Below are 24,937 nucleotides of genomic sequence, written 5' to 3'. Positions count from 1 at the left end.
AAAACAAAAGAGCGGTAAACCTTTGATCATCCAGCCATCGGCATCTAGGGGAATAAGAAATGACTGTGGGTTACCTGATCATTCATGGCACCAGCCAGGACTCCGCCTCGAAAAAAGAAACGACCGTTCAGTTAGAGGATCATCTGCGGCAATCCGGTGAGATCGTCTTCGGCATTGGTGGGCCCGGCAGTTCCGAGCAGGCTATCAAGTTGACCGACAAGCACAATATCTATGCCCTGGAAAGCTACACCCCTATCCATGAAATGGGCCTGCCACTCGACTACGCGATGAAGCTGGCTTCCGGCGTCACGCATGGCTCGGGCATGTCGGATATTGTCGAAGAGGCGGTGGACGCCATCAACCAGATGGTCAGCCTGGGCGTCACCACCATCAGGATCATTTCATTCAGTCGTGGTGCGGTTGCCGCCACCATGACCCTGAATGAGCTGGACCGCCTGGGCCACAGGATCCTGCACACGGTGAAGTTCGAAGTGACGCTGCTCGACCCGGTACCCGGCCCGATCCTGGTGCCCAAAACCTTGAAGATTCCGCGCTGGGTGAACAAGGTTTTCCTGCAGGTTTCCGAGCATGAGTCGCGGTTTGGCTTCCGCCATCTCAACCTGATCCGCGAGAGCAGCTCCACCCAGTTGCTGGCCGATCTTTCCATCGGCGTGCACGGGCATGTCGGTGGGAGCCAGGAAGGCCCGTTACCCAGACTCATTAAAGACAACTTCGTCAATTACATGGACATCCCCTATCCACGTCTGGCTCCCGATGAATATCTGGGACTGTTCCTCGACTTGCTGGAAGATGACGAGATTGCCGCCCCCCCCAGGTTTCTGCGCTCGCTACCCAGCGGGCAAGGCATGATCAGCCGCAACTTCGAATCGCTGCCGCCTGAGCCGCGAGCCCTGACCATGCCTTCCAGCCTCATTACACAGCAAGCCAAGCTGTACAGCCCGAGCATACGTAAGACCCTGGAGTTCAGTAGTTTTCAAAGCGGCTACGGATTCGATCGGCATGGGGATCGGTTCAACAACATCCTGCAGCGCCATAGCTACTGGGGGCGCACACCGATCATCAGCAGGCCCTCGTCCATTGTCGCCCCGACTGGAGTGGTCACGCACCCGCCGCAGTTTCGAAGCACGATCACCCGTGTTCCAAACGTTGGCGGCAAGGCTAAAGCCGTGATCGCGCTGATGGGTATCGGTGCTGCCGCCGGCTCGTACATAGCAAACAAGAAAGGCTTCGGCGGCCCGCCTCAGAGTGGCTCAGGCCAGTAGTTCGATGACGAATATCGAAACAACCGAAAAGGGGACAGCTTTATTTATCAGCGCGGCCATGTCCCAGCCTACTAGAGGTTCTTGATGCCCCGCCCCACCGACACCAATACCAGCCTCTCCCTCAGCGCCTCGGCCCTGACGGATATTTACCCCCAGACGCTTTCCGGGGAGGAGACGTTGAACGCCCTGGGCAGTCTGACGCTCCACGGCGACAGTGCCACCGCGCTGACGTTGAGCAGTGCCGTGGCCACGCATCTCACCGCCACCCTGCACAACGACGCCAACCAGCGCCCCCTCGATGCCCTGGTCGCGGAGATCCGCCAGCTCCCCGCCGATGCCACGGCCGACCGCTATCAGGTGGTGCTGCGTCCCTGGCTCTGGTGGCTGACGCTGGCCAGCAACAACCGAGTGTTCCAGAACCTCGCCACCAGCGACATCGTCACCACCATCTTCAAAGCCCATGGCTTTACCGACTTCAAGCTGTCGCTCTCCGGCAGCTATGAGCCGCGCGAGTATTGCGTGCAGTACGGCGAAACGGATTTCGCCTTCGTTTCACGGCTGCTGGAGGAGGAAGGCATCTTCTGGTTCTTCACCCACGAGGCCGGCAAGCACACGCTGGTGCTGGGCGACAGCAGCGATGCCTTCGTGCAGATACCCAATGGGCCGAAGGTGCCCTATCTGGGCCAGGGCATCGGCGCGCGCGAGCTGCATGGCATCCGCGCGGCGCAGTACAGCGTGCAGGCGGTGAGCGGGGTGTACAGCGCCACGGACTACGCCTTCACCACCCCCACCACCTCGCTGTACAGCAATGCCGAAGCGGTGGCCGGGCCACTGTCGATGTACGAGCACCCAGGTGGCTATATCGCCAAGGCGCGGGGCGATGCGCTGACCAAGCAGCGCATCGATGGGCTGCGCAGCCAGGAAAGGCGCCTGATCGGCGAGAGCGACTGCCGCTGGCTGGTGCCCGGCCACTGGTTCACCCTCACCGGGCATGACGACAGCAGCCTCAATATCGATTGGGTGGTGACCGCCGTCACCCATGACGCCAGCCACGAGCACTACCGCAACCGTTTCGAGGCCATCCCCAAGGCCACCGCCTACCGCCCGCCGCGGCTCACGCCCAAGCCGCGCATGCACACCCAGACTGCGCAGGTGGTGGGCAAGGCCGGCGAGGAGATCTGGACCGACCAGTACGGCCGTATCAAGATCCAGTTCCCCTGGGACCGCGACGGCAAGAATGACGAAACCGCGTCCTGCTGGGTGCGCGTGGTGCTGCCCTGGAGCGGCAAGGGCTTCGGCATGCAGTTCATCCCGCGCATCGGCCAGGAGGTGATCGTCACCTTCATCGACGGCGACCCGGATCGCCCGCTGGTCACCGGCTGCGTCTACAACGGCGACAACACCCTGCCCTACGCCCTGCCGGACAACCAGACCCAGTCCGGTATCAAGACCAACTCCTCCAAGGGCGGTGGCGGCTTCAACGAGCTGCGCTTCGAGGACAAGAAAGACGCCGAGGAAGTCTTCCTCCAGGCGCAGAAGGACATGACCGTCAACGTGCTCAACGACAGCACCGCCACCATCGGCCATGACGAAACCCTCACGGTGCAGAACGCCCGCACCCGCACGGTGAAGGAAGGCGACGAGAGCATCACCCTGGAGAAGGGCAAGCGCACGGTGACCATCCAGACCGGCAGCGACAGCCTCGACGTGAAGGACAGCCGCACCGTCAGCGTTGGCGCCAACCAGACCCACAGCACCGGCGGCAACTACAGCCACAAGGTGAGCGGCGACTACGAGCTGACCGTGGACGGCAACCTCACCATCAAGGTGACCGGCACCCTTACCTTGCAGAGCAGCGGCGACTTCACCGCCAAGAGCGACAAGAACCTCACCACCCAGGCCGGCATGGCCCTTACCGACAAGGCCGGCACCTCGCTCACCAACCAGGCGGGCACCTCCCTGGACAACAAGGCCGGCACCACCCTGACCAACGACGCCGGCGTCAGCCTCACCAACAAGGCCGCCGCGGAACAGACCGTGGATGGCGGCGGCATGCTGACCATCAAGGGCGGCATGGTGAAGGTCAACTGAGGCGCTCATGGCCAACGGCAACCTCGATCTCACCCGTGGCGACAGCCGCCTGCAGGGCAAGCTGCAGGACGGCGCCCTCGATGGCCCGGTATCCATCCAGGAAGCCGGCCGCCCGCAGGCCCGGCTTGGCTATGCCAACGGCGTACTGCACGGTCCCAGCGTCCTCTACCACCCCAACGGCCAGGTATCGGCACACCTGCCCTACACCGCCGGGCGCCTGCATGGTGTGGCTCAGTACTTCGCCGCCGAAGGCTGGCTGCAGCGCAAGGTCGCCTACCGTCAGGGCTTGATGCATGGCGAAGCCAGCAGCTACTACCCGGACGGCAGCCTGGCCGAGCTGGAGCTGTATCGCGATGGCGTGCGTGACGGCCTCTATCAACGCTTCCATAGCAACGGCCAGGTGTCACACCGCAGCCGCTACCTCAACGGCAAGCCACTGGAAGATGGCCAGGGCTTCGCCGAAGACGGCCGCCCACTGGACGCCGAGGGCAAACCCATCTCACGGCTGCGCTGGTGGTGGAGAAGGTGGAACGAATCGGCCGAGGCCTAGCAGACTATTGAAAAGCGCAGGCGCGGCAGCCAGAGCAATACCGATGGCGGCCCCACAAGCTCACGAGCTGCAAACGAGCATTTTGAGTCTGTTCTCAACGCTGCAATGGCATCGCAGGTCGTTTTTACAACGGCCTGTCAGGGAATCAGCATCTGCACCTGGCCCGGCACTACTACCTTGATCACCCCCGCCCAGGTGCACATCAACGTGCAGTTGGAATCCAGTGAAGGCATATTGCCCAGCAGCATGGTCGGTGCACCGGGAATCCAGGGCGAGGCCGTGGCGGGTATGCAAGGCATGGGCGTCAACACCCCCAGTGCCGCGGCAGTGGCGGCCGCCACCGTCGGGTTGGCCATGCTCATGCACATGCCGAAGGGCATGATATTCACCAGCGGGATGTAATCCATGATATTCGCCGCCGGCATGCCCCCTGTCAGCGTGCGGTTCGTCGGCAATACGTTCAATGCGCTCGGCGCGGCGCCAAAACTGCATTGCAACGTCGCACCACTGCATACCTGCGGACAACCCATCACGTTCTCCAAGCCGGTCCCTGATGGAGGGGAAGCTTAGTAGAAAGTCGTTGAGTGGTACTTTCGGCGAGCGACACTTCATGGCACGAGCGGAAGGCTCATCACGGCCTCGAGCCCTTCAGCGGAATTGCGCAACTTCAACTCACCGTTGAACCTGGCAACGATCGCCTCGACAATCGCCAGGCCAAGCCCCGTTCCACCTGCGCGACCCTGATGCCAGAAGCGCCGTGTCACATCATTCAGTTGCAGCTCAGGAATTCCCCCGCCTTTGTCCTGCACGCAGAAAAGAACCATCGAACCTTCGACAGAGACTGAAAGCCCGACCTCGGTGCCGGGTGCGGTATGCCGGAGCGCATTGTCGATGAGATTGCGCAGCGCAGCCGTTGCAAGCGCTGACGGCACCGCCAGTGGATAGCGGTCTGCATCCTGGTGGAGCTTGATCTTCACGATATTGCTCCGTTCGGAGTCCTCCAGCGCCTGCATGATGATTTCGGACGGGAACGCCTGAACGCCATCGTCGAACGACAAGCGCCCCTCCACTCTGGCAAGCAGGAGAAGCTGTTCCAGAATGCAGTGCAAGCGGTCGGCGCCTTTTTCAGCCTTGCCGAGCGCGACTCGGGAGACGTCCCCATCCGTTAACCGTGCGACCTGGATATGGGTCTTTATGGCCGTGAGCGGGCTACGCAGTTCATGCGCGGCATCTCCGGTGAATCGGCGCTCTCTCTCTATCGCGCGTGAGAGTCGAAGCAGCAATTCATTCTGCGATGCAGCAAGCGGACGCAGCTCCACGGGAAGCTCGTCGACGTTGAGTGGATCCAGGTGTTCTGCATTCCTTGAAAGGAGCGCTCTGGACATCCTTGCGAGGGGGCCCAGCCCCTTACCCACGCAGATCCAGAGAACGACAAGGCCGCCAATCAGCGCAACGAGAACAGGCACTGCTGCAGCCTCCAGAATGGCGTACTTCAGGCGTGCGCGTTGTTCGATTCGATCTGCCGTGCTGATTCTCACGCCATCGGCCTCCAGCGTGAAGGTTCGCCACTCGACGCCATCTGCAACCTGGGTGTGATATCCCTCGCCCATGCGCCCTATTCGCTCGCTTGGCGAGTTGTGACTCCTCACGAGAATCTCGCCTTTCAGGGACGACACCTGGCAGGCCATACCTGCCATCAGGTTGACATCCTCGTCAGGCAAAATGCCCGACGACCTCATTCCATCGTCCACAGCTGACAGTGATGACGCGCCAAGCATGCTCACGACTAGCTTTGCAGAGGCGGCCAGTCGTTCATCCAGCGTTCTGTCGATGTTCTTCTGCAAGTCGCTGAACATCCACGCCGCTGACACCAGCCAGAGAACGAGAAAACTGCCCCCGAGGCGGTACATCAAGCCACGCCGAATACTCACGACTCGCGCTCCCCAAGATGGCCGAGTCGGTAGCCGATGCCCCGTACCGTCTGAACAATGCTCGCGCCCAGTTTCTTGCGCAGGTTGTGAATATGGACATTGAGTGCATTGCTCTCCACGTCAACGGAAAAGCCATATACCGCATCCTTGAGTGCGTCGACGCTGACGATCCCTTTGGTATTCAGAAGCGCACAAAGCACCGCCTGCTCTTTCTTCGACAGGTCGACGGGATCGCCACTCACGAGAAACTCGCGGGTGGACGGATTGACTGAAAGTTCGCCATGCTGGATCACGTTGCTACTGCGCCCCAGAAAACGTCGATGCAGGGTGTGCAACCGGGCCACCAACTCACGGAGGTCGAAGGGTTTGAGCAAATAGTCATCCGCGCCCGACTGCAAGCCAGCGACCCGATCGTTGATCGAGTCTCTTGCCGTCAACACCAGTACCGGTATGTGGAAGTTGCGACTTCTCAACCGCCGCAACAGCATGAGTCCGTCCTGGTCAGGCAACCCCAGGTCCAGAATCAACAGATCGAACTCTGCAGCCGCTAATGCAGACTCGGTAGCGGATGCGGTGGTGACATGACTGACAGTGAAACCTTGAACGGACAAGCCGGCAGACACGCCTTCGGCGATAAGACTGTCGTCTTCGGTTAACAGTATGCGCATGATCCCTCCCCCCGTTGTCACGGCGAAGCATACATTGCCAACATTAAGATCGAATTAAGATTTCGAGCGTTATCTCGCCGCTTATTGTCAATGTCTTAATCGTGGATTAACTCGCTGGCGCGATGATGATTCCACCCTGAATCAACATGGACATTACCAATGAAACTCCTCTTCCTCGCTGCAATATCGGCACTGTTGTCTGCCTGTGCGACCCAGATACCGTCGGCCAATGACTCCACGGCAATCATCACGTTTCAGAACAGCGCCGGTGATCTTCTGATGGCAAACAAAGTCAATGGGGTCAGCGTCGACAATGGGCGCTACTTCAGTGTTTCACCGGGAAACAACAAGCTGGAGGTATTGATTACATCGGGAACGGGGCAAGAAAGCAGTTACGCTATGTTCGCAACTCTCGAGTATTCTGATTTTGCTGCGGACAATACATACGAAATGAGGATAATGGACAAAGGCTTTCAAAAGAGCCTGCAACTGATCGACCGTACCGGTTCGCTATTGAGTGAACGCGCGCTGTAAGAAATAGCGGCATCGTTTTAGACATTGACCGCCATAAGGCGGTCAATGTGTCTCTTGCATTCATACCCGGCAAAAACGCTGCGTAATACTGCCACGCAGCGACGCGTCAAGAACCGCTCAAGTCGGCAATACACCGCGCTGACGTGACAGCGTCAGCGCCAGGTCTTCGATCATGTCTTCCTGTCCACCGACAGTGCCACGCTTGCCCAGCTCGACCAGCAGCTCACGGGCCTGGATGCCGTACTTCTGCTCGGCGCGCTTGGCGAACAGCAGGAAGGAGCTGTAGACACCCGCATAACCCAGTGTCAGCGCATCGCGGTCGACACGGATCGGCTGGTCCATCATCGGCACCACCAGGTCCTCGGCCACGTCCATGATCCGGTACAGGTCGATGCCGCTGTTGACGCCCATGCGCTCGAGTACCGCAACGAAAACTTCCAGCGGTGTGTTGCCGGCGCCAGCACCGAGCCCGGCCACCGACCCATCGATGCGCCCTGCCCCGGCTTCGATGGCGGCCAGTGAGTTGGCAATGGCCATGCCCATGTTGTGGTGGCCGTGAAAACCGATCTCCACGTCGGCATCCAGGCCCGCACGCAGCACCGAGATCTTCTCCGTCACTTCATCCGGCAGCATGTAGCCGGCCGAGTCGGTGCAGTAGATGCAGTTGGCACCGTAACCCTGCATCAGCCTGGCCTGCTCGAGCAGTTTTTCCGCGCTGAGCATGTGCGCCATCATCAGGAAACCGACGGTATCCAGGCCCATGCTGGCGGCCATGCCAATATGCTGCTCGGACACATCAGCCTCGGTACAGTGGGTGGCGACGCGGATGGTGGAAACGCCACAGCCGTGCGCCATCTTCAGGTGGTCGACGGTGCCGATACCCGGCAGCAACAGCGCCGAAACCCTGGCTTGCCTGAGCTTGGGAATCACCGCGTCGAAATACTGCTCGTCACTGTGTGCCGGGAAACCGTAGTTCAGCGAGCTGCCGCCCAGGCCGTCGCCGTGAGTGATTTCGATCAGCGGCACGCCCGCAGCATCCAGGCCGGTGGCCACCGCCACCATCTGTTCCAGGCTGATCTGGTGGCGCTTGGCATGCATGCCGTCACGCAGGCTCATGTCGTGCAGGCGCACGCTCTTACCTTGCAGGTTCATGTCGTTTCTCCACTCAGCGGGCTGGCAATTGCAGGGCGCCCCTATGGGCTTCTTCAGCGAACATCTCGGCGGTGCGCAGGCCTGCAGCTGTCATGATGTCCAGGTTGCCGGCGGACCTCGGCAGGAAGTCGCCGAGCCCTTCCACCTCGACGAAGATCGACACCTTGCGGCCGTCGAACACCGGCCCGTTGATCAGCTTGTAGCCAGGCACGTAGCGTTGCACTTCCCTGACCATGTGCAGCACCGAGGAACGTATCTCGGCCTGGTTCGGCTCGGACTCCGTCAGGCAGTGGATGGTGTCGCGCATCATCAGCGGCGGCTCGGCCGGGTTGATGACGATGATCGCCTTGCCGCGTTGTGCTCCGCCGATCTTCTCCACCGCGCCAGCCGTGGTGCGGGTGAACTCGTCGATGTTCTGCCGGGTGCCAGGGCCAACCGAACGCGATGAAACCGTCGCGACGATTTCACCGTACGTCACCGTTTGTACGCGTGAGACCGCCGCAACCATGGGGATGGTGGCCTGGCCGCCGCAGGTGACCATGTTGACGTTCATCGCCAGACTCTCGGCGTGTTGCTTGAGGTTGACCGGGGGCACGCAATAAGGGCCGATGGCCGCCGGGGTGAGGTCGATCATGATCACCCCGAGCTCATTGAGTTTGCGGCTGTTCTCCGCGTGCACGTAGGCCGAGGTGGCGTCGAAGGCGATGCGGATGTCGTCGTCCAGGACGTGTGGCAGCAGGCCATCGACACCTTCGGCAGTGGTCTTGATGCCGAATTCGGCGGCGCGCTTGAGGCCCTCCGAAGTGGGATCGACGCCGACCATCCATACCGGTTCGATCCATTCCGAGCGACGCATCTTGATCAGCAAGTCCGTGCCGATGTTGCCGGGGCCGATGATGGCCGCCCTGAGTTTCTTGCTCATGGGAGCTCCTATGCGCAGAAGGACACCTGGGCACTGCCCAGGCCATCGATGGTCAGTTCGAAACGGTCGCCGACATGCGCCGGCTCCAGTGGAACCAGGGACCCGGAGAGAATGATTTCGCCGGCCTTGAAGGGAATGCCGAAGCCACCCAGGGTGTTGGCCAGCCAGGCCACCGCTGTCAGCGGGTTGCCCTGCACCGCCGAACCCAGACCCTCGCTGATCAAGCTACCGTTCTTGAACACGCGCATGCGCAGATTGGGCAGATCCAACTGGCGTGGGTCGACCTGCTCGGTACCGAGCACGAATACGCCGCAGGAGGCGTTGTCGGCGACCGTATCCTGGATGCGGATGTTCCAGTTCTGGATACGCGAGTCGACGATTTCGAAGCAGGCCATCACGCATTCGGTGGCCTCCAGCACATCCTGCTCGGTGACACCTGGGCCAATCAGGTCGCGCTTGAGCTTGAAGGCGATCTCGCCTTCGGCGCGCGGCTGGATCAGGCGGCTATCGCGCAGGGAAATCACCTCGCCGTTGGCGAACCACATGTCCTGCGTGAGAAAACCGAAATCGGGCTGGTGCACGCCGAGCATTTGCTGCACCACATCTGAGGTGACACCGATCTTCTTGCCAACGATGGCCTGGCCGTCGGCGACACGTCGTTCCACGAGGCGTCGCGAGATATGGTAGGCGTCCTCGATGGAAATGGCCGGCCAGCGCCTGGTCAGCGGCGTCAGGGTGTATCCCTCGCGACGCGCGTGATAGAGCGCCTCGGCGTGCAGGTCGCGCAGTTGCTCGTTCATGTGCGGCCCTCCGCAATGAAGGCCAGGCATTCGCGGTTGAACAACTCGGCGTATTCGACCATGGCCCAGTGCCCGCACTCGCTGAGCAGCACGAAGCGGATACGACTGCAGGCATGCATCAGGGTCTGTACGCCGGCCACCGGGCAGAACTTGTCGTTCATGCCCCAGAAGCCGAGGATCGGGCACTGCAGCTCACCCAGGCGTGCGCTCATGTTCGGTACCTGCATGGTCGACAGCACGCACAGCGGCTGCTGATTGACCACGGCCACACGCTCTTCGACCGTTTCGGCACTGAGCAGGCTGGCGTCGAACAGCTGCAGGCCGAGCAGTTTGCGCATGCCGTCGGCGTCCTTCAGCTGGCCGGCGGCAAAGGCCGCCCCCATCTTCTGGATGCCTTCCATCTGCAGGTAGTACTGTTCCTTTTCCATCAGCCCACCGGGGGCCATCAACACCAGTCGACTGACGCGCTGCGGTTCGTCCAGGGCCAGCTTGAGGGCGATGGCACCGCCCAGGGAGTTGCCGACCAGCACGCAGCGCTCGATGTCGAGCTGGTCGAGCAGGCCGCTCAGGGCGGCAACGAAGAAATCCAGGGTGTATTGAGTCTCGGGCTTGTCCGAAGCACCGTACCCGGGCAGGTCGGGCACGATCACGCGGTGGCCGGCTGCGGCGAGCTGTGGGTAGTTCTGCTTGAAGTTGCTATGCCCGCTGGCACCCGGCCCGCTGCCGTGGATGAATACCACCGGCTGCCCTGCTCCCTGGTCCAGGTAATGCAGGCGCAGGCCATCCTGCAGAGTGATGTACTGTCCATTCGACGCGACCATCGGCGACTTCCTCGGCTCGTGGTAGTGCCGGGATTATTTCGATGCTGCGGCGCAGCAACATCGTCCGAGAGGACTACTCGGCATGAGTCGAGTGTGGTTGCCTCCTGCCCCTCACCCTCATCGGAAAAACGCATCGTCCGCTCGGACGTAGTCCGCCTGCTTACGCTCCCCTAGTCTCGCCAGCAAGCAATTGTCTGACGACGCGACGTTGAAGGGGCGCAATGAACATCCGCAGCCTGGACCCGATGGGGGCGAAGCATGCCTGTAGGCGCGCTTCCTCGACGTCGCGCACAGCGTCATAAGTTGAAGGAGCCCTTCATGTCCACCCATGCCAGTCATACCATTCACCTCAACCTCTCGCTGGAAAGCGCCTGGAAGTTCCTCAGCGATCTCAGCCTGGCGCCCTACTACGTACCCGGATTGACCGGTTGCTGGTTCCACCCTGGCCCGCAGAGTGGTCGCGGCGCCAGTCGCCGGGTGCAACGCCGCTATGGTCAATGGCTGGATGAAACGGTAGTCGACTGGCAGGAGGGTTCGGGTTTCGTCCTGCATCTGCACAAGGCCAACCGGGGAGCGCCCTTCCCCTTTCGCGAGGCCCGCTTCAGCTATGCCCTGGAAGCGCACGGCAGCGGCAGCCGCATGACCTTGTGCCTGGACTATCGCCTGCGTGGCGGCCGTCTTGTGGAGCGCCTGCTGGCCAATACCTTCGACAGGACGGTGCGGCAGATCGGCGAAAATCTCACGGTCTACTACGAGACGGGCGAGACACAGAATCGAGACTTCATTGACTGAACGCGGAGGAGCTGGCCGGCGAATGCTGTGCTGTACCGCCGTTGGCTCATCGCTCTGGAACGCGTTCAGCGAAGCTCCAGATTGTCCACGCCCCAATACGCCTTCATCGACTGGAAACGGCCGTCCTCGTTGAACTCCATCACGTCGATCACCATGATGGTGCAGGGCTGACCACCCCACTCCAGCTCGATACGAAACGGCATCGCTGCACAGTTGCCAGCCACCCGCACCGGCCCGGTGAGACGTGCATGGACTTTGTTGCGGCCCAGTCCCTTGTGGTAGAAGCGTTCGATCGCTGTGCGTCCGATCAGGGGCGGCGTACCCACCGGGTCCTCGACGCGCGCATCGTCGGCATAGAGCGCAAGGATGCCTTCGACGTCGCCAGCATCCACCAGTTCGACATAACGTTGCATCGCCGTCCGCATTGCTTCGGTCGTGGTCGTCATTTCCGCTCACCTACGATCAGGCGACAGCCCCCGGACCGTCGCCGATAGACATGATCACCGTCAGCCAGAAAATGGCTGCGGCGCCTCACGCTGAATGCTCGCCCGCGAGCCTGTGATGGACCCGAGGGCCCACCGCCATGCCCAGCTCAGTGGTCCTGCTGTTGCCTGCTGCGGAAATACGGAATGACTTTCTCGCCAATGTTCTTCAGCGTTTCCAGCTGCGCCCAGTTCGGTACCGTGCCCATCTGGCAAATGAACAGGATCTCGTCGGCCCCCGCATCGATCAGGCGCTGCACGTAACCGATGCAGTCCTCGGCCGTGCCATAGGCGTGGTTCGGGTTGAGCATGCTCATGGCCGGATCGGAGAAATCGACCGTGACGGTCTCCGAGGCGAAGTTGGATTTGATGATGTCCTGGCCGCTGCCGTCGTGTACGACGTCTTCCGTCCATTGCGCCGGGTCCGGACGGGCGCCGCCGCCATACCAGTAGCCGAGCGACTCCATGAAGTAGCGCTGCCCGCGGATGCCGATCTTGCGCGCCGTCGCGTTGTCGTCGAGAACGATGGCCGGGCACAGTGCGGCGATATGGCGATTGGGGCGAAAGCCCACCTGGTCCTTCTCTTCCCGCTGGTCCCAGGCCTCGTGATACACGGCGACCTTCTTGGCGATCTCCTCGGGGCCGCCGAAACCCAGCACCAGCGCTCCCATGCCCCGGCCACCCGCACGCTTCAGGCTCTCGGTATTGGTGCAGGCCAGGTACATCAGTGGGTGCGGATCCTGATAGGGCTTGGGATGAATCGGCCGCCTGGGTATCTGCACGAAGTCACCGTGATGCTCGATTTCGTCGCGCACGAACATCTTCGGAATCAGGTACATCGCCTCGTCGATCTGTGGCTGCAGGCTGGCCAGGTCGTAGCCGAAGGTGCCCGCCTCCTGCTCTGTCCCCCCCTTGCCCACGCCGAAGTGCACGCGGCCCTTGGACAGCAGGTCGAGGGTGGCGATGCGCTCGGCGACCTTCACCGGGTGATTCATGGCCGGAGGCAGGCACACCACACCGTGACCGATGCCGATACGCTCGGTCTTGCCTGCGACGAACGCCAGCACGGTTTCAGGGGCGGACATGTGCGAGTAGTTGGTCAGCGCGGTGTGCTCCACGCACCAGAAGGTATCGAAACCGAGCTTGTCAGCCAGCACGGCATGCTCGACGGTTTCGTCGAATATGCGGCGATCACCTTCGCGGCTGGCGTCAACCGTCTGGGCCTCATAGATCAGGGAGAATTTCATGGCGGTTCCTTGTACTTGTAGGTCTCAGGGAGCTGTCGGCGACCGCTTCGCGTGCCGTGTGCGCATGGTCGGAGATCACCCGCGCAGCTGAATCCCACAAACGGACTATTGGCGCCCATCGCTGCCGCCGGAGAGAGAAAAAGGAGCACATAGCCGCCATGTGCCTGGCGACGGAGCGTGGCCCCCGCGAGAGGCGCCAGCAGGCTGCAAGGCGACACCTAGTCCCCTCGGACGATGCTGCCGCTGAGGCCCTGGGCAAGAATCGATCGCACTGCCAAGTACCCGGAGGCCCGTGCGATGAACGACACCCCACTGAAGGACGACATGCTCCAGGCCATGCGCCGCCTGGCCAAGTCAGTGACCATCATCACCACCAGCAACGGCCAGCAGCGCTTCGCGATGTCGGCCACTGCAGTGGATTCGCTGTCCACCGAGCCGCCATCGCTGCTGATTTGCGTAAACAAGACCGCCTCGCTGCACGCGGTCCTGGATGCCGGCGCGGACTTCTGCGTGAACATCCTTGGCCTGCAGCAGGAGGAGCTGTCGCACCTGTGCAGTGGCCCGATCAAGGGTGAGGCCCGCTTTCAGCGCGGCAACTGGCGGCAGGACGAGGACGGCATCCCGTACCTGGCCGACGCCCAGTCGGCGATTCTCTGCCAGCAGGACGGCAAGTTCAGCTATGGCACTCACAGCATCTTCATCGGGCGTATCCGCCAGATTCGCAACAGCGAGGAGATCACCCCGCTGGTCTACCTGAACGGCGCCTATACCACGACCGCAGCAACGCCGCTGGCGGCGGCCAGCTGAAGCACGGTATGGAGAATGTCCAGGCTTCGTCGGCACTGCGCGTGAGCAGTGCCGCCCAAATCGACTGGAGCGAACGCTGTGGGCTGCTGGTGGTCGGTTTTGGTGCGGCAGGCGCCAGCGCGGCCATCGAGGCAGCCGAGCGCGGCCTGCGGGTTCTGGCCCTCGACCGCTACGCAGGGGGCGGCGCCAGCGCACTGAGTGGCGGTGTGGTGTACGCCGGGGGTGGTACGCCCTACCAGCAGCAAGCGGGCTATCAGGACAGTCCCGAGGCGATGTTCGCCTACCTGCGCCAGGAAGTCGGCAACGCGGTGAGCGAGGCGACCCTGCGCGACTTCTGTCAGCACAGCTGCGAACAGTTGGCCTGGCTGGAACGCCAGGGCGTAGCCTTCGAGGCCAGCGTGCCACCACACAAGACCTCCTACCCCAGCGACCAGTACTACCTCTATTACTCGGGCAACGAAACCGTGGCCGACTATGCTCGCCATGCCTCACCAGCACCGCGCGGGCATCGGGCCAAGGGCAGGGGCATGTCTGGCGTCGTGCTCTATGCCGCGCTGGCAGCCAGCGCACAGCGCGCCGGTGTACGCCTGTACAGCCAGTGCCAGGCACGCCGCCTGATACTGGATGCGAACGACCGGGTCATTGGTGTCGAGGCCTGGCAGCTTGCCGCCGGCAGCGCGGCGGCGCATCGCCACGCGCGGCTGTCTCGCTGGGCCCAGGCCCTGCACATGTATGCCCCGGCGTTGGCCGAACGCTTGCGCACGCGGGCGAGGAAGATCGAACAGGCACACGCCGAACGCCGTCTGATCCGTGCGGAACGCGGGGTCCTGCTCAGTGCGGGTGGTTTCGTGCTCAATCGCGAGATGGTCCAGCGACACGCACCCGCCTACCTGGCCGGGTTGCCGCTGGGCAGCGCAGGCTGCGACGGCGGTGGCATCTGCCTGGGGCTTAGCGCTGGTGGCTCGACCGCGCGCATGGACAGGATCAGCGCCTGGCGTTTCATCAATCCGCCGCAGGCCTGGGCGCGGGGCCTGGTCGTCAACGCGTTTGGCCAGCGCTGCTGCAACGAAGAGGTGTATGGCGCCAAGCTCGGGCATGCCATGGTCGAGGAGCACGGCGGACGCGCCTTTCTCATCCTCAACCGCGACCTTGTCTGTAAAGCCCTACGCCAGGTTGGCCCAGGGCGTGTCTGGCAGTTCCAGCGCCTGCCAGTGCTGCTCAACCTGCTGTGCAACAGCAAGCGTGCCGGCACGCTCGAACGCCTGGCGGCGCGCTGTGGCCTCCCCGAGCGCGAACTCAGGGCCAGCCTGGAGGCTTACAACGCCGCTGCCCGGGGTGAATGTGTCGATGCGTTCGGCAAGTCGCCAGCCATGCTCTCTGACCTGAGCAAAGGCCCATGGTACGCACTGGATCTTTCCTTCGCCTGCCGTCTGTTCCCCTGCCCAACCATCAGCCTGGGTGGCTTGCGGGTATGCGAGACCAGTGGCCATGTCCTGGACGACAACGGGGTGGCCATTGCCGGCCTGTATAGCGCCGGCCGCAATGCGGTTGGCGTCGCCTCCAATCTTTATGTCTCCGGCCTCTCGTTGGCCGACTGCATCTATTCCGGGCGTCGCGCCGCCGTACACATGGCGACCACGACTACCCGTCCAGCGCAGCAAACCAAAAGGAGAACAACATGAGTCGAGTCCAAGGCAAAGTCTGCCTGATCACGGGTGCCGCCAGCGGGGTGGGTCGTGAAGATGCCCTGCTGCTGGCCAGCCAGGGTGCCAGGGTGGTGCTCACCGACCTCAATGAGGAGGCCGGGCGCTCGGTTGCCGCCGAGATCGGCGACAACGCGCTGTTCGTGCGCCAGGACATCGCCAGCGAGGCCGACTGGCAGCACGTCATCAAGTGCACCCTGGAGCGCTTCGGGCGCCTCGACGTATTGGTCAACAATGCCGCCATCCTCCTGCTGGGCAACATCGAGGAGACCAGCCTGGAACAATGGCAGCGGGTGCAGAAGATCAACAGCGATGGCTACTTCCTCGGCTGCAAGTACGCGATCTCCGCAATGAAGGAGACCGGGGGTGGTTCCATCGTCAACATGTCCTCGGTCGCGGCGCTGGGTGCCCTGCCCATGTTCTGTGCCTACTCGGCGTCGAAGGGCGCAGTGGCGGCGATGACCCGTGCCATTGCCCTGCACTGCAAGCAGCAGGGCTATCGCATCCGCGTCAACAGCGTGCATCCGGACGGGATCAATACACCGATGACCCAGGCTCTCACGGGTGGCCAGCCGATTCCTCAGGATGTGTTGGACGCAGACCCGATGAACCGCATGGCCGCGCCGCGCGATATCGCCAACGTGGTGCTGTTCCTCGCCAGCGACGAATCGCGCTTCATCAACGGCGCCGAGATCCGTGTCGACAACGGGCAACTGATCAGCGGCCTGTAACGGACGCCAGGACGACCCGCCTGCACTGGCCCGAGCCACTGCAGGCAGTCCTCAGCAACGCAACCGCCGGTTGCCTGCTCAGTTGCCGGACGGCGGCTCGATCTTCATCGCCGCACGGTGCAACCATCGCGGCCGGCCAAGCAATCTGTATCTCAAATCCGTCCGGCGAGGCCAGGTCGTGCTTTCTGAAGACCCGGCCAACCTGCGCGACACCCTGTTGCAGCCGCTGCCGCAGTGTCCGGGTGTGAACCTCCGTCATTCACGTGCTGAAGCGCGTTGCCAACCCTGTGATGGCTGCCGGCAGCGGCCGTAGGCCGCGCATTCAGGTTAGTCTGCTTGGACGATGTTGCCGTCACCGCGCGATTTCATAGTGGCACCTGGCTGTATCCCCTTCACCCGAGATGCTGGTCGGGGTCAACCGACCGCCAACGAGGACAAGATGATAAAAATAACAAACGCCTTGCGACCACTACATCTATCCATCCATGTGGCCACCCTGGCACTGGCGGGTCAGGCTCATGCCCTGACGTTCCAGCCCAGCGAAGACCTGAGTATTGATCTGGACACCACCCTGTCCTACAGCCTGGCCTGGCGTGTCGAGGACCGCGACGACAAACTGCTGGCGGATGCCAACGGTAATGACGGCAACAACGCCTTCGACAAAGGCAGCCTGATCAACAACCGGATCAGCTTTGTCACCGACGCCAACTTCAACTGGCGCCAGGACTACGGCGTGTTCCTGCGAGCGACGGGCTTCTACGACAACGTCTACGACCAGAGCAACGACAACGGCACGGGCACCTCCAACTGTTTCGCGGGTGGCCGCTGCTCCCGCCCGAACCGTTTCTCCGACGATACCGTCGACCAGCATCGTGAAGATCTGCGCATGCTCGATGCCTACGTCTACGGCAACTGGCGCGTCGCCGGCCACAACCTCAACCTGCGCGTCGGCGATCAGGTCGTGAGCTGGGGCGAGAGCATGTTCTACCCAGGAATTTCCGGTGCTCAGAGCCCGGTCGATGCGACCAAGGCCACCACCCCCGGGGTGGAGGTCAAGGAGATTCTCCTGCCGGTAGGCCAGGTGTTCGGCCAGATCAGCCTGACCGATTCGCTCAGCCTGCAGGCGTACTACCAGTACAAGTGGGAAAAGACCGAACTGTTCGGCGTCGGCAGCTACTTCTCCACTACCGACTACATCGACGAAGGCGGATTCAACGACGCCACGGGCTTCCTCACTCGCCTCGACGACGAGGAGCCGAGCGACAGCGGTCAGTACGGCGTGGCGTTGACCTATACCGCCGAGTCGCTGAACAACACCGAGTTCGGCCTTTACTACGTGCGCTTCCACGACAAGCAACCATCGCTGGACTTCCGTCCCTCGCTCAGCGGCCACTACCAGATGCGCTACTTCGACGACATCGACCTGTACGGCGTGAGCTTCGCCACCAATATCGGCGACGCCAGCATTGCGGGAGAGATCAGCTATCGCGATGGCCAGGCGGTGATGGTCGACGATCTGTTCTCCACGCCGGTAAGGGGCAAGACGCTGCAGAGCCAGCTGTCGACCGTGTATGTGTTCGGGCCGACCCGCTTCGCCGACAACCTCACCCTGGCAGGTGAAGTGGTGCATATCCATGTGCTGGATAACGACACCTCGGAACCGATCGAACTGTTTCCGGGCTTCATCCTGCCCGGCTCCAGCTCCGACAGCCTGGCCCTGGACCGAGACGCCTGGGGTTATACCGTGCAGGTGACGCTCGACTACAACAACGTCTTCAACGGCTGGGACATGTCCGTGCCGATCATCTTCAGCAGCGCCGCCGATGGCGACAGCGCAATCACCGGCGCTATCAACAGTGGTGCCCACGACAACCGTTTCAGTATCGGCTCCTCCTGGCGCTACCTCGACAACTTCACCGTAGAAGCGCGCTACAACGCCTATCTGGGCAACCCCAACAACACCGGCCTGGCCGACCGCGACAACGTCGCCCTGAACTTCAAGTACCGCTTCTGAGCCGGACGGAGGAGAACCCCATGAATACCCCAAGCATGATCAACGCGGCCCTGACCGCTACCCTACTGTGCAGCTGTCTGAGCGTCCAGGCCAAGGTCAGCGAGGCCGAAGCCGCACGCCTCGGCCAGGATCTCACCCCTACCGGTGCGGAGAAGGCCGGCAATGCCGACGGCAGCATCCCGGCCTGGACCGGAAAGTGGCTGGGAGTCCCGCCGCACGTGAAATTTGCCGGACCAGGTACCCCCTACCCCGATCCCTACGCGGGTGAGAAACCACTGTTCGTCATTACCTCGGCCAACATGGCGCGGTACGCCGAGCACCTCAGTGACGGCCAGAAGGCCCTGTTCCAGCGTTATCCGCAAAGCTTCCGCATGCCGATTTACCCTAGCCACCGCGACTTTCGCACTGACTCCCTCCTAGAGAAGCTCATCAAGACAAATGCGTTGAACGCCGAAGTGGCAGACAACGGCAACGAAACCGTCAATGCCTGGGGAGCATCACCGTTTCCCATCCCTCAGAGCGGCGTCGAATTGCTGTTCAACCACACCATGCGCGGTGGCGCCTCCACCGAGGAAGCCAACTACCTTCAGGTAGTGCGTTATTCCGACGGTAACCGCGTTACGGACAAGCTCACCTACAAGATCCAGTCAATATGGTCAGACCCCAACTACTCGCTGGAAAATGCCAATGGCGCATTCGTCAATTTCTTTACGGAAAGCCTGGCTCCGGTGCGCAAGAAAGGTGAGATCATCGTCGGCCACGAGTTCATCGACAGCTACAGTCAACAGCGTCAGGCCTGGCAATACACGCCCGGCCAGCGCCGCGTACGTCGGGCACCTACGGTCGGCTACGACACTCCGAACGGGGCTGGCGGTTTTCGCACTTTCGACGAGGATCGTCTGTTCAACGGCTCGCCGGATCGCTACGAATGGAAGATAGTCGGCAAGCGAGAGCTGTTCATCCCCTACCATAACTACCGCATCGACGCACCCGAGGTGACTATCGATCAGATTCTCTCCGTCAACGGTCATGTCGATCCCGACCTCATGCGCTACGAGAAGCACCGCGTCTGGGTGCTGGAGGGTACCCTCAAGGCCGGGGCACGGCATATCTATGCCAAGCGCGTGATGTACCTCGACGAGGATAGCTGGGCCGCCATCATGGCCGACAACTACGATGGCCGCGGCCTGCTCTGGCGCACCAACATGCAGGCCACAATCTACGCCTACGATATCCAGCGGCTTCATGCACGTCTGGGCATCTATCATGATCTGATTGCGGGCTCTTACCTGGTTGATCGCCTGCTCGATGAGCAGAAGCCAGCCTTGCTCAACGTTAGCCAGTTCCCCGCAGAAGAATTTACCCCCTCCTACCTGCGCAAGCTGGGTACCCGCTGAGACACCTCCTCATACCGTGCTGACAGGGCATGGTTTGTCCTTCAAAGGCCTGGCCGCAGTGCGTCCGGGCCTTGCTCGTCAGAACGGCTCGTACCACTCGGGCGCCCCTTCAATCGCTCGGTAAGGCCTTGCCATCTCTCCTGGATGGTTTCTCTCAGCCATCGGATGCGGTCGACCTCGACGCCCTGCCCATACACATCTCCCTGACCTGCTGGTATTCCACAGCGACCAGCATCGCCACTCAAGGTCGTGGGGCACATGCAGCCGATCACAGGGTGGAACAGAGCGCTGTAGCGGCCCTTCGACGAGACCTCGGTCGCCTTCGCCAGCTGGATGATCGACAAACGCCTACCCAGGCATCGCCATGCGCGAGTCGCCCACAGAGAACGGACATCACGGAAACAGGTGCAATGCGGCATGTGCTCGGTCTGCCGGTCAGCAACGGGGTCAACAGCAACGATTCGATGCGGGAAAGAACGCAATGAAATCAGCGCAGCGCCACGCCTCTACTGGGCTCGACGTGGTGACACCCCCATCGTCCTCTACCGATGCTCGATGCCGACAATCCGTACGCACCGCTGCCCATGGAGCGGTACGGCCTGGCGCCCCACTCGCTGAGCCAGGGACTGCGCAGGAAGCGATACGACCGCATCGGTTGGCTTGGGTTGCGTCAGGCGGGCGCCTGGACTAGCAAGTGAACGGTACGAACTCGACCACTTCCAGCTCGAAGCCTGAAACGGCCTTGTAGGGCACCTCAGTGCTCATCAATTGCATGCGCCGCACACCGACATCGCGGAGGATCTGCGCGCCTATGCCCAGGGTGCGCTGCGGAAACTGCGGCGCACGTGCCTGGCCGGCGCCGTACAGCCGCAACTGTTCGAGAGTGGCCTCGGGACTCTCGTGCTGGGCCAACAGCACCAGCACGCCGGTGCCAACGGCGGCGATATGGGCCAGCGAGCGCTCGAGGTTCCATTGCAGTGGCGTGCCCTCGCTGTCACAGCCAAGGGCATCTCGCAATGTCTCGATTGCTTGCACCCTGACCAGGGTCGGTCGCTCGCGGTCGATCTCACCACGCACGAGTGCCAGGTGCAGTTGCCCCTGGTACGTATCCTGGAAGCTCATCACGCGGAACTCGCCGTGCCGGGTAGTCAGTGAGTACTGTCCGCTGCGGCGGATCGTCCCCTCATGGAGAATTCGGTAATGGATCAGTTCGGCGATGCTGCAGATCGGCAGCCGATGGCGTTGGGCAAAGGTCTGTAGCTCGTCGCCACGGGCCAGCTCGCCGTTTTCGTCGAGGATAGCGACCAGCGTCGCGGCTGGCTGAAAACCAGCCAGCCGCGCAAGGTCGCACGCCGCTTCGGCATGGCCGGCGCGCTGCATCACCCCGCCGGACAGCGCCTGTACGGGGAACACATGCCCAGGCTGGACGATATCGGCTGCGACGCTGCCCGGGTCAACCGCTACCTGGATAGAGTGCGCGCGGTCGGCGACCGAGATACCAGTGGTCACACCTTCACGCGCTTCGATCGAGCAGGTAAAACCTACGCCATGCGTGGCCCGCGAATGGGGCACCATCAGGCTCAGCCCCAGACGCTTGCAATGCGCCTCGCTCAGCCCCAGGCAGATCAGCCCACGGGCATGCATGGCCATGAAGTTGACTGCTTCAGCGTCGGTGCGTTCGGCGGCCATCAACAGAGAGCCTTCGCTATCCTGCTCGTCATCGGTGATGACCACCATACCGCCGCTGCGCAGCATCTTCAGCAGGTGCTGCACACTGTCGAACCGCATCGGCGGGTGCCTCAGCTCAGGGCCTGACGCAGTTCTGCAGCAAACTCCTCCAGCTCGGCAGCTGCGCGGTCCGAGAGGGGGGCCATGCTGGCGAATCCATGGATCATGCCCTCGCAGCATTTACTGCGTATCTTTACCCCGGCCTCGCTCAATCGCACGGCAAAGGCTTCTTCTTCATCGCGCAGAAGATCGTACTCTGCAATCCACAACGTGGTTGGCGGCAGCCGATGCAGGTCCTCGGCCAACAACGGAGAAGCCAGCGGATCGGTTGCCTGTGCGGGTGTCTGCAGGTAGTGCTGCCAGAACCAGACCAGGTGCTCACCTGAAAGGAAGTAGCCCTCGGGCAGATCCGGGCCAGAAGCGTTGACCCAGTGGCCATCAGTCGCCGGATACAGCAGGCCTATGGCGGCAATCTGCGGGTGGCCGGCGGCAGCGGCCTGGCGTGCGACTGCAATGGACATGTTCCCGCCAGCACTGTCGCCAGCCAACGCGAGGCGCGAAGCATCCACGCCCAGCTCAGTGGCGCGCTTACACAGATCGCAGGTGGCGTGATAGCAGTCCAGTGGAGCGGCCGGGAACTTGTTCTCCGGAGCCAACCGGTAGGCTACCGAGACCACTACCGCCCCCGTCAGCAGGGCGAGGCTGCGGCACAGATAGTCATGGGTGTCCAGGCTGCCGATAACGAAGCCACCGCCATGGAAGTACACCAGCAGCGGCAGACCATCCTCTGCCTTCGGTCGATACAGCCGCGCATCCAGCGGACCGGCCGCACCCGCCACGTGCATATCGCGCACCTCGGGCAGCTCGGGAGCGGGGAATGGCGGTATCAAACAGTTGGCGGCCTCGCGATAGGAGACCACATCGGTTAGTGCAGGCAGGCTGCTGAACTGAGAAAGAATGGCTTCAATCTGGGGATCAAGGGGCATCGTATTACTCCTGTGCTTTCTGCAAGACCGGATTGGTCTCGTCGAGAATGCTTTGCAGGCGTCGCTGCAGAGCGGGCTTGAAGAACTTGTGTGGAAAGATCCAGAAGCGCTGCTCGTCGATGGCAGCGAATACCTGTTGCGCCAGCTGCAAGGGCCTCATGCCTTTGCGGACACGGCTACCCAGCAGCGTGTCGAGCTGTGCATCCGCATCACCGATGCGACTGTTGGATTCCATGATCGAGCTGGCTACCGGCCCCGGGCAGAGCACCGAAACGATGATCGGCGCATCGAGCATCGCCAGCTCGTAATGCAGGGTCTCGGAGATCGCGACCACCGCCTGCTTGGTGACGTTGTAAGGCCCCAGCAGTGGGCTGTTGATCAGGCCCGCCAGAGACGCGGTATTGATCACATGGGCCGGGCGCTTCTGCTGCAGCAGCAGCGGCATGAAGCTGCGAATACCGTTGAGCACACCATTCAGATTGACGTCGAGCATGCGCTGCCACATGGCCGCATCGACCTCCCAGCACAGCCCGGTCTGCATGATCCCGGCATTGTTGAACAGCAGGTCGACGCCGCCGAAACGCTGTACGGCGAGATCGCGCAGAGTCTCCAGGTGCTGCGGCTGGCTGACGTCTGTCAGTTGCCAGGCGACTTCAGCCCCGCGCTCACTCAGCATCTCGGCTACGGTGGCCAGACAGGCCGCATCTATATCTCCCAGAACCAGCCTGAGGCCCTGGCTGGCTGCGTATTCGGCCAGCCCGCGGCCGATGCCGCTGGCAGCCCCGGTGATGACGGCTACGCGAGCGCCAGTGTCGCTCATCCGGACCTCCACTCCTTGCTCTCATGGTGTCAGTAGAGCCGGGGCGGCGACCGCAGGCATCGTCCATTCAGACGATGCCTTGCGCAATTCAGGCCGCAGAATCCAGAGCGTGCACAACCTTCCCATGCGCAGCGTGCCCATGCACGCCAACGGAGAACACAAGATGCCTGCACTGCACCGAATCGAAGTGAAACAGCTCCCCGAGCGTTACGCCCGTGGCTGGCACTGCCTGGGCCTGGCCAACGACTACCGCGACGGCCGGGCGCATCGTATCGATGCCTTTGGTACCCGCCTGGTCGCATTCCAGGGTGAGGACGGCCAGCTGCATATCCTCGACGGGTATTGCCCGCATATGGGGGCGGATCTCAGCGAAGGTTGCGTCGAGGGTAACTCGCTACGTTGCCCCTTCCACGAATGGCGCTGGGGTGCCGACGGCGTATGCGACGACATCCCGTACGCCAAGCGCATCCCACCACGGGCCAGGATCAAGGCCTGGCCCGTTCTGGAGCAGAACCACCTGCTGTTCGTCTGGCACGACCCGGAGGGCAATCCCCCACGTGCCGAGCAAGCCATCCCACGTATCGATGCCTGTTACGACGAAGCCTGGGCAAGCTGGGCCATCGCCGAGATGACCATCGCGACCAATTGCCGCGAGCTGGTGGACAACGTGGCAGACATGGCGCACTTCGGCAGCGTGCATGGCGCGCCACTGCACTACTTCAGCAACACCTTCGAGGGGCATGTCGCCGAGCAGAGCATGCGCGGCACCAGCGCGCGCCTGTCCGGCGATGCCGAACTGGTCACGGTGGCCACCTACTATGGCCCTGCCTACCAGATCACCAACATGACCGGTTCGATGGCCGGGCAGGCCATCCATTCGATCCTGCTCAACTGCCATGTGCCGATCGACCAGCACAGCTTCACCCTGCGCTACGGTGTGCTGGTGAAGAAAATCTCCGGCCTCAGCGAGGAGCAGAACCGCGCCATGGCAATGGCCTACGTCGAGCAGGCGCGCGCCGCCTTCTACGAGGATGTGGCGATCTGGCAGAGCAAGACCCGAGTCGACAATCCGCTGCTGTGTGACGGCGACGGCCCGGTCTACCAGCTACGCAAGTGGTACGAGCAGTTCTATGTCGATGCCGCCGAAGTCCCGCGCGAGAACGCCGAACGCCATGAATATGTGGTGAAAGGCTGAAGACGGCGCCCGTTGCGCACGGGTTGCTCGAGAAGCTCCGAAAGCTCGGCTGCGCGAGACGGCCAGGCTTCTCGGAGCTTCTGGCCCCCTCCCTCGTACTCGCAACCTTGTTACGGGCCGAGCGCTGGAGCACCGCTGCATTCGCGCGCCGCAAGCGGCAAGTGCCTGCGCGGATCTAGTTCACTCGGACGAGGACGGTATTTTCGACACACCCTAAGGTGAAGGCACAACAACAACCGCGCCGACCTGCCCCGCAGGTGAAGCGCTCAGCCTGAGGTGCGCC

Annotated in this window: 23 protein-coding genes; 11 read left to right on the top strand and 12 right to left on the bottom strand. The window is 62.3% G+C overall.

Annotation, left to right across the window (positions count from 1 at the left end):
* Positions 1 to 59 precede the first annotated feature (59 nt).
* The 3 genes from FIV02_RS11860 to FIV02_RS11850 all read left to right on the top strand — a co-directional run bounded on the left by FIV02_RS11860 (position 60) and on the right by FIV02_RS11850 (position 3,924).
* Positions 60 to 1,283, top strand: a complete 1,224-nt coding sequence (locus FIV02_RS11860; RefSeq protein ID WP_152488707.1) for a hypothetical protein — start codon at positions 60 to 62, stop codon at positions 1,281 to 1,283.
* 84 nt (positions 1,284 to 1,367) lie between these two features.
* Entirely contained in the window at positions 1,368 to 3,374 is a 2,007-nt protein-coding gene (tssI, locus tag FIV02_RS11855) for a type VI secretion system tip protein VgrG (protein WP_152488706.1), read from the top strand.
* Positions 3,375 to 3,381: 7 nt separating this feature from the next.
* On the top strand, positions 3,382 to 3,924 hold the full coding sequence (locus tag FIV02_RS11850) for a toxin-antitoxin system YwqK family antitoxin (RefSeq protein WP_152488705.1): 543 nt from the start codon (positions 3,382 to 3,384) through the stop codon (positions 3,922 to 3,924).
* 137 nt (positions 3,925 to 4,061) lie between these two features.
* Here the strand turns inward: FIV02_RS11850 and FIV02_RS11845 are convergent, their stop codons facing one another.
* The 3 genes from FIV02_RS11845 to FIV02_RS11835 all read right to left on the bottom strand — a co-directional run bounded on the left by FIV02_RS11845 (position 4,062) and on the right by FIV02_RS11835 (position 6,523).
* Positions 4,062 to 4,454, bottom strand: a complete 393-nt coding sequence (locus tag FIV02_RS11845) for a DUF4280 domain-containing protein (RefSeq protein WP_081876531.1) — start codon at positions 4,452 to 4,454, stop codon at positions 4,062 to 4,064.
* A gap of 78 nt (positions 4,455 to 4,532) precedes the next feature.
* The gene (locus FIV02_RS11840; protein ID WP_172979148.1) at positions 4,533 to 5,855 is read right to left on the bottom strand and encodes an ATP-binding protein; all 1,323 of its coding nucleotides are present in this window, start codon (positions 5,853 to 5,855) and stop codon (positions 4,533 to 4,535) included.
* Positions 5,852 to 6,523 carry a response regulator gene (locus FIV02_RS11835; RefSeq protein ID WP_152488704.1) on the bottom strand — a complete coding sequence of 224 codons (672 nt, stop codon included), beginning with the start codon at positions 6,521 to 6,523 and terminating at the stop codon, positions 5,852 to 5,854. The genes FIV02_RS11840 and FIV02_RS11835 overlap by 4 nt, the downstream gene beginning before the upstream one ends.
* A 159-nt stretch (positions 6,524 to 6,682) precedes the next feature.
* Here FIV02_RS11835 and FIV02_RS11830 point away from each other — a divergent pair, with 159 nt between their 5' ends.
* On the top strand, positions 6,683 to 7,057 hold the full coding sequence (locus FIV02_RS11830) for a hypothetical protein (RefSeq protein WP_134675851.1): 375 nt from the start codon (positions 6,683 to 6,685) through the stop codon (positions 7,055 to 7,057).
* A 117-nt stretch (positions 7,058 to 7,174) separates the two neighbouring features.
* Here FIV02_RS11830 and dmpG read toward each other — a convergent pair whose 3' ends face one another.
* From dmpG to FIV02_RS11810, 4 genes are read right to left on the bottom strand one after another with little or no spacing between them, the layout of a single operon-like run.
* Positions 7,175 to 8,209: a 4-hydroxy-2-oxovalerate aldolase gene (gene dmpG / locus FIV02_RS11825; protein WP_152488703.1), complete on the bottom strand. Its 1,035-nt coding sequence runs from the start codon at positions 8,207 to 8,209 to the stop codon at positions 7,175 to 7,177.
* Positions 8,210 to 8,222: 13 nt separating this feature from the next.
* The gene (locus FIV02_RS11820) at positions 8,223 to 9,131 is read right to left on the bottom strand and encodes an acetaldehyde dehydrogenase (acetylating) (protein WP_152488702.1); all 909 of its coding nucleotides are present in this window, start codon (positions 9,129 to 9,131) and stop codon (positions 8,223 to 8,225) included.
* 8 nt (positions 9,132 to 9,139) lie between these two features.
* Entirely contained in the window at positions 9,140 to 9,931 is a 792-nt protein-coding gene (locus tag FIV02_RS11815) for a fumarylacetoacetate hydrolase family protein (RefSeq protein WP_152488701.1), read from the bottom strand.
* The gene (locus FIV02_RS11810) at positions 9,928 to 10,752 is read right to left on the bottom strand and encodes an alpha/beta fold hydrolase (RefSeq protein WP_152488700.1); all 825 of its coding nucleotides are present in this window, start codon (positions 10,750 to 10,752) and stop codon (positions 9,928 to 9,930) included. The genes FIV02_RS11815 and FIV02_RS11810 overlap by 4 nt, the downstream gene beginning before the upstream one ends.
* Before the next feature lie 318 nt (positions 10,753 to 11,070).
* Between FIV02_RS11810 and FIV02_RS11805 the strand changes: the two genes are divergently transcribed.
* Entirely contained in the window at positions 11,071 to 11,544 is a 474-nt protein-coding gene (locus FIV02_RS11805; RefSeq protein WP_152488699.1) for an SRPBCC family protein, read from the top strand.
* Between the two features lie 65 nt (positions 11,545 to 11,609).
* Here the strand turns inward: FIV02_RS11805 and FIV02_RS11800 are convergent, their stop codons facing one another.
* Entirely contained in the window at positions 11,610 to 11,990 is a 381-nt protein-coding gene (locus FIV02_RS11800; protein WP_152488698.1) for a steroid Delta-isomerase, read from the bottom strand.
* Between the two features lie 146 nt (positions 11,991 to 12,136).
* Positions 12,137 to 13,273, bottom strand: coding sequence for an LLM class flavin-dependent oxidoreductase (locus FIV02_RS11795; RefSeq protein ID WP_152488697.1), 1,137 nt, complete (start codon positions 13,271 to 13,273; stop codon positions 12,137 to 12,139).
* 297 nt (positions 13,274 to 13,570) lie between these two features.
* Between FIV02_RS11795 and FIV02_RS11790 the strand changes: the two genes are divergently transcribed.
* The 5 genes from FIV02_RS11790 to FIV02_RS11770 all read left to right on the top strand — a co-directional run bounded on the left by FIV02_RS11790 (position 13,571) and on the right by FIV02_RS11770 (position 19,925).
* Positions 13,571 to 14,080, top strand: coding sequence for a flavin reductase family protein (locus FIV02_RS11790; RefSeq protein WP_152488696.1), 510 nt, complete (start codon positions 13,571 to 13,573; stop codon positions 14,078 to 14,080).
* An 8-nt stretch (positions 14,081 to 14,088) separates the two neighbouring features.
* Positions 14,089 to 15,762 (top strand): FAD-binding protein, encoded by a 1,674-nt coding sequence (locus FIV02_RS11785; RefSeq protein WP_152488695.1) that lies wholly within the window; start codon positions 14,089 to 14,091, stop codon positions 15,760 to 15,762.
* Positions 15,759 to 16,514, top strand: a complete 756-nt coding sequence (locus FIV02_RS11780) for a glucose 1-dehydrogenase (protein WP_152488694.1) — start codon at positions 15,759 to 15,761, stop codon at positions 16,512 to 16,514. The genes FIV02_RS11785 and FIV02_RS11780 overlap by 4 nt, the downstream gene beginning before the upstream one ends.
* 460 nt (positions 16,515 to 16,974) lie before the next feature.
* Entirely contained in the window at positions 16,975 to 18,528 is a 1,554-nt protein-coding gene (locus FIV02_RS11775; protein ID WP_256663118.1) for a DUF1302 domain-containing protein, read from the top strand.
* A 20-nt stretch (positions 18,529 to 18,548) separates the two neighbouring features.
* The gene (locus FIV02_RS11770; protein ID WP_152488692.1) at positions 18,549 to 19,925 is read left to right on the top strand and encodes a DUF1329 domain-containing protein; all 1,377 of its coding nucleotides are present in this window, start codon (positions 18,549 to 18,551) and stop codon (positions 19,923 to 19,925) included.
* A 687-nt stretch (positions 19,926 to 20,612) separates the two neighbouring features.
* Here FIV02_RS11770 and FIV02_RS11765 read toward each other — a convergent pair.
* Genes FIV02_RS11765 through FIV02_RS11755 form a run of 3 tightly spaced genes read right to left on the bottom strand, consistent with a single transcriptional unit; the run spans position 20,613 to position 23,459 of the window.
* The gene (locus tag FIV02_RS11765) at positions 20,613 to 21,713 is read right to left on the bottom strand and encodes a 3,4-dihydroxy-2-butanone-4-phosphate synthase (RefSeq protein ID WP_152488691.1); all 1,101 of its coding nucleotides are present in this window, start codon (positions 21,711 to 21,713) and stop codon (positions 20,613 to 20,615) included.
* A gap of 11 nt (positions 21,714 to 21,724) precedes the next feature.
* Positions 21,725 to 22,639: an alpha/beta hydrolase gene (locus FIV02_RS11760; RefSeq protein WP_152488690.1), complete on the bottom strand. Its 915-nt coding sequence runs from the start codon at positions 22,637 to 22,639 to the stop codon at positions 21,725 to 21,727.
* 4 nt (positions 22,640 to 22,643) lie between these two features.
* Positions 22,644 to 23,459: an SDR family NAD(P)-dependent oxidoreductase gene (locus FIV02_RS11755; protein ID WP_152488689.1), complete on the bottom strand. Its 816-nt coding sequence runs from the start codon at positions 23,457 to 23,459 to the stop codon at positions 22,644 to 22,646.
* Positions 23,460 to 23,622: 163 nt separating this feature from the next.
* On the opposite strand from FIV02_RS11755, the gene FIV02_RS11750 reads away from it, so the two are divergent.
* Positions 23,623 to 24,654 carry a Rieske 2Fe-2S domain-containing protein gene (locus FIV02_RS11750; RefSeq protein ID WP_152488688.1) on the top strand — a complete coding sequence of 344 codons (1,032 nt, stop codon included), beginning with the start codon at positions 23,623 to 23,625 and terminating at the stop codon, positions 24,652 to 24,654.
* The last annotated feature ends 283 nt before the right edge of the window (positions 24,655 to 24,937 follow it).

It is taken from the genome of Pseudomonas sp. THAF187a (assembly GCF_009363395.1).
In the GTDB taxonomy this organism is placed as follows: domain Bacteria; phylum Pseudomonadota; class Gammaproteobacteria; order Pseudomonadales; family Pseudomonadaceae; genus Aquipseudomonas; species Aquipseudomonas khazarica.
The sequence above is the reverse complement of the archived record's forward strand: the minus strand, read 5'-3'. Positions and strand labels throughout refer to the sequence as shown.

What these genes read in the sequence shown, in the direction of transcription:
- FIV02_RS11780 (WP_152488694.1), top strand. Translation starts at nt 15,759, where the DNA reads ATGAGTCGAGTCCAAGGCAAAGTCTGCCTGATCACGGGTGCCGCCAGC.
- tssI (WP_152488706.1), top strand. Translation starts at nt 1,368, where the DNA reads ATGCCCCGCCCCACCGACACCAATACCAGCCTCTCCCTCAGCGCCTCG.
- FIV02_RS11785 (WP_152488695.1), top strand. Translation starts at nt 14,089, where the DNA reads ATGGAGAATGTCCAGGCTTCGTCGGCACTGCGCGTGAGCAGTGCCGCC.
- FIV02_RS11795 (WP_152488697.1), bottom strand. Translation starts at nt 13,273, where the DNA reads ATGAAATTCTCCCTGATCTATGAGGCCCAGACGGTTGACGCCAGCCGC.
- FIV02_RS11820 (WP_152488702.1), bottom strand. Translation starts at nt 9,131, where the DNA reads ATGAGCAAGAAACTCAGGGCGGCCATCATCGGCCCCGGCAACATCGGC.
- FIV02_RS11765 (WP_152488691.1), bottom strand. Translation starts at nt 21,713, where the DNA reads ATGCGGTTCGACAGTGTGCAGCACCTGCTGAAGATGCTGCGCAGCGGC.
- FIV02_RS11770 (WP_152488692.1), top strand. Translation starts at nt 18,549, where the DNA reads ATGAATACCCCAAGCATGATCAACGCGGCCCTGACCGCTACCCTACTG.
- FIV02_RS11790 (WP_152488696.1), top strand. Translation starts at nt 13,571, where the DNA reads ATGAACGACACCCCACTGAAGGACGACATGCTCCAGGCCATGCGCCGC.
- FIV02_RS11830 (WP_134675851.1), top strand. Translation starts at nt 6,683, where the DNA reads ATGAAACTCCTCTTCCTCGCTGCAATATCGGCACTGTTGTCTGCCTGT.
- FIV02_RS11810 (WP_152488700.1), bottom strand. Translation starts at nt 10,752, where the DNA reads ATGGTCGCGTCGAATGGACAGTACATCACTCTGCAGGATGGCCTGCGC.
- FIV02_RS11860 (WP_152488707.1), top strand. Translation starts at nt 60, where the DNA reads ATGACTGTGGGTTACCTGATCATTCATGGCACCAGCCAGGACTCCGCC.
- FIV02_RS11750 (WP_152488688.1), top strand. Translation starts at nt 23,623, where the DNA reads ATGCCTGCACTGCACCGAATCGAAGTGAAACAGCTCCCCGAGCGTTAC.
- FIV02_RS11760 (WP_152488690.1), bottom strand. Translation starts at nt 22,639, where the DNA reads ATGCCCCTTGATCCCCAGATTGAAGCCATTCTTTCTCAGTTCAGCAGC.
- FIV02_RS11805 (WP_152488699.1), top strand. Translation starts at nt 11,071, where the DNA reads ATGTCCACCCATGCCAGTCATACCATTCACCTCAACCTCTCGCTGGAA.
- FIV02_RS11835 (WP_152488704.1), bottom strand. Translation starts at nt 6,523, where the DNA reads ATGCGCATACTGTTAACCGAAGACGACAGTCTTATCGCCGAAGGCGTG.
- FIV02_RS11755 (WP_152488689.1), bottom strand. Translation starts at nt 23,459, where the DNA reads ATGAGCGACACTGGCGCTCGCGTAGCCGTCATCACCGGGGCTGCCAGC.
- FIV02_RS11800 (WP_152488698.1), bottom strand. Translation starts at nt 11,990, where the DNA reads ATGACGACCACGACCGAAGCAATGCGGACGGCGATGCAACGTTATGTC.
- FIV02_RS11845 (WP_081876531.1), bottom strand. Translation starts at nt 4,454, where the DNA reads ATGGGTTGTCCGCAGGTATGCAGTGGTGCGACGTTGCAATGCAGTTTT.
- dmpG (WP_152488703.1), bottom strand. Translation starts at nt 8,209, where the DNA reads ATGAACCTGCAAGGTAAGAGCGTGCGCCTGCACGACATGAGCCTGCGT.
- FIV02_RS11815 (WP_152488701.1), bottom strand. Translation starts at nt 9,931, where the DNA reads ATGAACGAGCAACTGCGCGACCTGCACGCCGAGGCGCTCTATCACGCG.
- FIV02_RS11850 (WP_152488705.1), top strand. Translation starts at nt 3,382, where the DNA reads ATGGCCAACGGCAACCTCGATCTCACCCGTGGCGACAGCCGCCTGCAG.